The 6238-nt window shown below is 64.8% G+C and carries 7 protein-coding genes; all 7 read right to left on the reverse strand.

From position 1 onward, the window contains the following. Positions 1-23 precede the first annotated feature (23 nt). Positions 24-1367 carry a folylpolyglutamate synthase/dihydrofolate synthase family protein gene (locus IVB32_RS39030; protein WP_204513029.1) on the reverse strand — a complete coding sequence of 448 codons (1344 nt, stop codon included), beginning with the start codon at positions 1365-1367 and terminating at the stop codon, positions 24-26. Continuing rightward, the gene (gene accD / locus IVB32_RS39035; RefSeq protein WP_018455765.1) at positions 1364-2305 is read right to left on the reverse strand and encodes an acetyl-CoA carboxylase, carboxyltransferase subunit beta; all 942 of its coding nucleotides are present in this window, start codon (positions 2303-2305) and stop codon (positions 1364-1366) included. The genes IVB32_RS39030 and accD overlap by 4 nt, the downstream gene beginning before the upstream one ends. A gap of 124 nt (positions 2306-2429) precedes the next feature. Further along, complete coding sequence (gene trpA, locus IVB32_RS39040) at positions 2430-3266, reverse strand: tryptophan synthase subunit alpha (RefSeq protein WP_018455764.1); 837 nt, start codon at positions 3264-3266, stop codon at positions 2430-2432. Continuing rightward, positions 3263-4480, reverse strand: a complete 1218-nt coding sequence (gene trpB, locus IVB32_RS39045; protein WP_018455763.1) for a tryptophan synthase subunit beta — start codon at positions 4478-4480, stop codon at positions 3263-3265. The genes trpA and trpB overlap by 4 nt, the downstream gene beginning before the upstream one ends. Continuing rightward, a complete protein-coding gene (locus IVB32_RS39050; protein ID WP_018455762.1) occupies positions 4477-5148 on the reverse strand; it encodes a phosphoribosylanthranilate isomerase in 672 nt (223 codons plus the stop codon). Before IVB32_RS39050 ends, trpB begins: the two co-directional genes overlap by 4 nt. Positions 5149-5230: 82 nt before the next feature. After that, entirely contained in the window at positions 5231-5623 is a 393-nt protein-coding gene (locus IVB32_RS39055) for a lipopolysaccharide assembly protein LapA domain-containing protein (RefSeq protein WP_204513028.1), read from the reverse strand. Between the two features lie 71 nt (positions 5624-5694). After that, complete coding sequence (locus IVB32_RS39060; protein ID WP_007598410.1) at positions 5695-6000, reverse strand: integration host factor subunit beta; 306 nt, start codon at positions 5998-6000, stop codon at positions 5695-5697. Positions 6001-6238: the final 238 nt, after the last annotated feature.

Here is a 6238-nt window from a genome sequence, read left to right on the forward strand (position 1 = left end):
CCGTAGCTCGGATGGAGCGAAGACTATACAGGAGGCGTGCCGTTGATGGCGAGCACGTGGCCGGCGAGATAGAGCGAGCCGGTGATCAGAATGCGCGGCGGCACTTCGTAGGCGAGCTTCGCCAAGGCGCGCAGTGCGGCCTCCACGCCGGGCGCGGGCTCGACGCGCATGCCGAGGCTGCGGGCGGCATCCGTAAGGCGGTCGACCGGCATCGCGTTGTCGGTGTCGGGAATCGGCACTGCGATGATGTGACGGGTCAGACCGGCGAAATTGGCGAGAAAGCCTTTCGCGTCCTTGTTGGCCATCATGCCCACGATCACGACCAGCGGCCGCGACACCCGCTCTTCGAGATCGCCGAGCGCGGCCGCCGCGACGCGGCCGCCTTCCGCATTGTGGCCGCCGTCGAGCCAGATCTCCGAGCCCTGCGGGCCGAGAGCGAGCAGCTCGCCCGAAGCGATGCGCTGCATCCGCGCCGGCCATTCCGCACCGACGATCCCCGCCTCGAACGCCGCCTGGTTGATCTTGAAGGCGTTGGTGGCCCGCAACGTCGCGATGGCGAGACCGGCATTGTCGAACTGGTGCCGGCCGAACAGGCGCGGCGCTGTGAGATCCATCAAGCCGCGCTCATCGGAATAAACCAGCCGCCCGTTCTCGACATTGACATGCCAGCTCTCGCCCGCGGCAAACAACGGCGCGCGCATGCGCCTGGCCTGCGCCTCGATCACGGCCATCGCCTCAGCCGGCTGCTCGGCGCAAACCACGGGCACGCCACGCTTGATGATCCCAGCCTTTTCGCCCGCGATCGACGTCAAGGTGTCACCGAGGAAATCCATGTGGTCCATGCTGACAGGCGTGATCACGCAGGCCGCCGGCGCGTCAACCACATTGGTTGAATCAAGCCGACCGCCAAGGCCGACCTCCAGCAGAACCACATCGGCCGGGTTCCGCGCGAACAGATGAAATGCAGCCGCCGTCTTGAGCTCGAACACGGTGGCCGGCTCGCCGGCATTGACACGCTCGACCTCTTCCAGTGCCGCGCGCAACTCGTCGTCGCCGACCAGCACGCCGCCCCCGACGCGGCCGAGCCGGAAGCATTCGTTGATGCGAACGAGATAGGGTGAAGTGTAAGCGTGGACGCGCAGGTTAGCTGCCTCCAGCGTCGCGCGCAGATAAGCGAGCGTCGAGCCCTTGCCGTTGGTACCGGCGATGTGGATCACCGGCGGCAGCTTGCGCTCGGGATGACCGAGCCGCTCGAACAGGCGGTGCATCCGCTCCAGCCCGAGATCGATGCGTTTCTGGTGCAGGGCCGACAGCCGCCCGATCAATTCGTCGAGCGGCGGCTTTGCGCGGTCGGAGGAAGCGTTCACGCGTGCGGCGCGGCCGGCGCCGTTTCGGGAGCCGATACAATCTGCGCCGGACTGACGACCGGCTGCACCGGCTTTGACGCGGTCTCAAGCGCCGGCGCCCTGGTCAACAGTCGGCAGAGCCGCGCCAGGGTCGGGCGCAATTCGTGGCGATGCACGACCATGTCGATCATGCCGTGCTCCTTGAGGTATTCGGCGCGCTGAAACCCCTCGGGGAGTTTTTCGCGGATGGTCTGCTCGATCACGCGCGCGCCGGCAAAACCGATCAGCGCACCGGGCTCGGCAATCTGCACGTCGCCGAGCATCGCATAGGACGCAGTGACGCCGCCGGTGGTCGGGTTGGTCAGCACGACGATGTAGGGCTGTTTTGCTTCACGCAGCATCTGCACCGCGACCGTGGTGCGCGGCATCTGCATCAGCGACAAGATGCCTTCCTGCATGCGCGCGCCACCACTGGCGGCGAACACGATGAAGGGTGACTTCTTCTCGACCGCGAGCTCGAGCCCGCGCACGATGGCTTCGCCCGCGGCCATGCCGAGCGAGCCGCCCATGAAGTCGAAATCCTGCACCGCGACGACGACGGCGGCACCTTCGAGCTTGCCGTAGCCGACCTTGATCGCGTCGTTCAGATTGGTCCGCGCGCGGGCATCCTTGATGCGATCGACGTACTTCTTCTCGTCACGGAACTTGAGCGGATCGGGCGTGACGTCAGGCAGCGCGACGTCGTACCAGGTCTCATTGTCGAAAATCGACTTCAGACGCGCCACCGCATTCATGCGCATATGATAGTTCGAGCCGGGGATGACGAACTGGTTGGCCTCGACGTCCTTGTAGAACACGAGCTGTCCGGAATCCGGGCACTTGATCCACAGATTCTCCGGCGTCTCCCGCCGCAGCATGTTGCGGATCTTCGGCCGGACCACATTGGTAAGCCAGTTCATGGTTTGCTCCGATGTGCGATCCCGCCTGGGGACCACCTGAAGGGATATATGGCGGCCGGGACCCGGCCCGGCAAGCCGCCGTATCGTCCGCCTTGCTCGTCGGACTTGGCAGCGGAATTAAGGCCTATTCCGCCGCCTGTTGCGCGCCCTTGACGCCCTGGGCCAGTGCCGCCGTCAGCTCGGCGACGGCGTTGACGGTTTTGGCCGTCGCGCGCCCTTCCGCATCGAGGCTGTTCTTGAGCGCATCGACCAGCGCGGTGCCGACTACCGAGCCATTGGCCTTTTCGGCAATGGCGCGCGCCGCCTCCGGCGTGCGGATGCCGAAACCGACGCATATCGGGAGCTTGGTATGCCGCTTGATGCGCGCGACCGCGTCGCCAACGGCATTGGCGTCCGCCGCCGCTGCGCCGGTGATGCCGGCGATAGAGACATAGTAGACAAAGCCTGACGTGTTCGCGAGCACCGCGGGCAGGCGCTTGTCGTCGGTGGTCGGGGTCGCCAGGCGAATGAAGTTCAGGCCCGCCTTCAGCGCGGGAATGCAGAGCTCCTCGTCTTCCTCGGGTGGCAGATCGACGATGATCAGGCCGTCGACCCCGGCCGTCTTGGCATCAACCAAAAACTTGTCGACGCCGTAGATGTAGATCGGATTGTAATAGCCCATCAGCACCAGCGGCGTGACGTTGTCGTCCTTGCGGAAATCACGCACCAGTTCCAGCGTCTTCTTCAACGTCATGCCGTTCTTGAGCGCGCGCAGACCGGCAGCCTGAATCGAGGGACCATCCGCCATCGGATCGGTGAAGGGAATACCGAGTTCGATCACGTCGGCGCCTGCCTTGGGCAACGCCTTGACGATATTGAGCGACGTCGTGAGATCGGGATCGCCGGCCATCACATAAGTCACGAAGGCCGAGCGGCCGGCTTTCTTCAGCTCGGCGAAACGGGTGTCGATACGCGTGGTCACTTGCTCTTGCCCCTCAGGATGTCGCCGACCTGCGGGACGTCCTTGTCGCCGCGGCCGGAGAGGTTGACGACCATCAGGTGATCTTTGGTCCGCTTCGGCGCGAGCTCCATCACTTTGGCGATGGCATGTGCCGGCTCGAGCGCGGGGATGATGCCTTCCAGCTTTGACAGCAACTGGAACGCTGCGAGGGCCTCGTCGTCGGTCGCGGAGAGATAGTTCACGCGGCCGATCTCGTGCAGCCAGGAGTGCTCGGGGCCGATGCCGGGATAGTCGAGCCCGGCGGAGATCGAATGCGCGTCCTGGATCTGGCCGTCGGCGTCCATCAGGAGATAGGTGCGGTTGCCGTGCAGCACGCCGGGACGACCGCCCGCGATCGACGCCGCATGCAGTTGCGTCAGCCCGTGGCCCGCAGCTTCGACGCCGAAGATCTCGACGGTGGAATCGTCGAGGAACGGATGAAACAGGCCCATCGCGTTGGAGCCGCCGCCGATACAGGCGACCAGCGAATCCGGCAGGCGGCCTTCGATCTCCTGCATCTGCACCTTGGTCTCGTTGCCGATGATCGACTGGAAGTCGCGGACCAGCGTCGGATAGGGATGCGGACCCGCGACCGTGCCGATGCAGTAGAAGGTGTTGTGCACGTTGGTGACCCAGTCGCGCAGCGCCTCGTTCATGGCATCCTTCAGCGTGCGCGTGCCCGACTGCACTGGAATGACCGTTGCGCCCAACATCTCCATGCGGATGACGTTGGGCTGCTGCCGCTCGACGTCGACGGCGCCCATATAGACGATGCATTCCAGGCCGAAGCGCGCACACAGCGTCGCGGTGGCGACACCGTGCTGGCCGGCGCCGGTCTCGGCGATGATGCGCTTCTTGCCCATGCGTCGCGCCAGCATGATCTGGCCGAGCACGTTGTTCACCTTGTGCGAGCCGGTGTGGTTGAGCTCTTCGCGCTTGAGGTAGATCTTGGCGCCGCCCAGATGCTCGGTCAGACGCTCGGCGAAATAGAGCGGCGAGGGCCGGCCGACATAATTCTTGAGATAGCCGTTCATCTCGATCTGGAAGGCCGGGTCGACCTTGGCCTCGGTGTAGGCTTTCTCCAGATCGAGGATCAGCGGCATCAGGGTTTCGGCAACGAAGCGTCCGCCGAAAATGCCGAAATGGCCGCGCTCGTCGGGGCCGCTGCGATAGGAATTGGGTTTTGCAACATTCATCGGACGCTCAACTCTTGACTTGCATCTTGGCTTGCGCGCGCGGCGCGAATGAAGGCCTTGATCATCTCGGGGTCCTTCACGCCCGGGGCGCTCTCGACACCGGAGGAGACGTCGACGCCACCGGCCCGGGTGACGCGAACGGCTTCGGCGACGTTGTCGGCGCTGAGGCCGCCCGAGACCATATACGGCAACGCGAGCTCCAGGTTTCCGAGCAGATGCCAATCGAATGGTGCGCCGAGGCCGCCTGGCCGCGTTGCGTCCTTCGGTGCGCGCGCATCGAACAGGATGCGTTCGGCTATCTCGGCGTAACCGGGCAGCACGGCGAGATCCGCTGACGTTGCGACCGGCACGACCTTCATCACCGGACGACCGACCCGTTGCCTGATGTCGCGCAGCCGGGCCACGCTCTCCGTGCCATGAAGCTGGAAAATGTCCGGCGACAGCGCGTCCATGATGTTGTCGAGCGTGGCATCGTCGGCATCGACGGTGAGCGCGACCTTGAGCGCGCGCCGCTTCACCTGCCGGCCGAGCTCCCGGCCGGCTTCCAGCGACAAATGCCGCGGCGACGGCGGGAAGAACACAAAGCCCACCATGTCGGCACCCGCCTCGAGCGCCGTTTCGAGCGTCTCGGGCGTGGACAGGCCGCAGATTTTGACGAGCAAGGACATGTTCTCGACGGATATGGGCTCAAAGCAAATGGAGGGCCGCGGGTCCGCGGCCGGAAAACGGGCTTTTCGGTTGCGGCCGCTTCTACAACGTCGCGCGCTGCTTGTCTCGCCCGACGGGCCCGTAAAGCCCCACACCGGAGGGAACGGGGAGGCGCTGGGACTCAGGCCTTGCTGCGGCAGACTGGGCCCGCAGATCAGCCAGCTCGCCTCGCGCGGCCCGGGCATCCGCGTCATGCCGGCGCGCCGCACGCCGCCAGTGCCGCTGGCCGAACCAGACGGCACACCCGCCCACGAGGACCCCGAGCGCAGCCACCACGATCAGGAGCAGGAACAGCGGCAGCGTTGCCGAGAATGACGGGTCGTTGGAAACGAAGGGATCGAACGAGACCGTGACGAAATGCCGGTTGGCGACGGCAAAGACCATCAGGACCAGGCCCAGCGGAATCACGACCAGCGCGCTCAGGAATTTTCGCATCTCGGCTCGCTCGCCTTGAATCAAGGTTGCGGCCGCATCACTGGCGACCGCGGGAAACCCTGAGGTGGACCTCAGTCTGGCGCGCCTGGATCCGGATGGTCGCGATTCAGCCGTTCGCGCATTTCCTTGCCGGTCTTGAAGAACGGAACGCTCTTCTGATCGACAGGCACATGGGCGCCGGTGCGCGGATTGCGCCCTGCGCGCGCAGGGCGATGCTTGACCGAGAAGGCACCGAAGCCGCGCAACTCGACGCGATCACCGCGCGCGAGAGCCGCTACGATCTCTTCGAGAATCGCATTCACAATGTTCTCGACATCCCGCTGGTACAGATGCGGGTTGTGCTCGGCGATACGCTGAACAAGTTCGGATTTGATCATCGAGAGATAGGACCCGGGAGCGTGCGGACGACCATTTCCGTGAAAATACCGTGATCTGTCAAGACGCTAAATGAGGGTTGAGCGTCGTGAAAACACGTGACAAATGCCGAAAAAGCGGGCTGGACCTACACGCGCCGAACGGGAAAAACCTCTGTGGCTCGCCCGGTTCCGGTCAGTTCGACGCCGCCGGCTGCCACAAGGCGAGCATTCCATCCATTCCGAGCCGATCGACCGCCTG

The organism is Bradyrhizobium sp. 23, assembly GCF_023073295.1.
Taxonomy (GTDB): Bacteria; Pseudomonadota; Alphaproteobacteria; order Rhizobiales; family Xanthobacteraceae; genus Bradyrhizobium; species Bradyrhizobium canariense_D.

Coding starts and splice junctions, on each gene's coding strand:
- accD (WP_018455765.1), bottom strand. CDS start 2,305: ATGAACTGGCTTACCAATGTGGTCCGGCCGAAGATCCGCAACATGCTG.
- trpB (WP_018455763.1), bottom strand. CDS start 4,480: ATGAATGTTGCAAAACCCAATTCCTATCGCAGCGGCCCCGACGAGCGC.
- IVB32_RS39050 (WP_018455762.1), bottom strand. CDS start 5,148: ATGTCCTTGCTCGTCAAAATCTGCGGCCTGTCCACGCCCGAGACGCTC.
- IVB32_RS39055 (WP_204513028.1), bottom strand. CDS start 5,623: ATGCGAAAATTCCTGAGCGCGCTGGTCGTGATTCCGCTGGGCCTGGTC.
- IVB32_RS39060 (WP_007598410.1), bottom strand. CDS start 6,000: ATGATCAAATCCGAACTTGTTCAGCGTATCGCCGAGCACAACCCGCAT.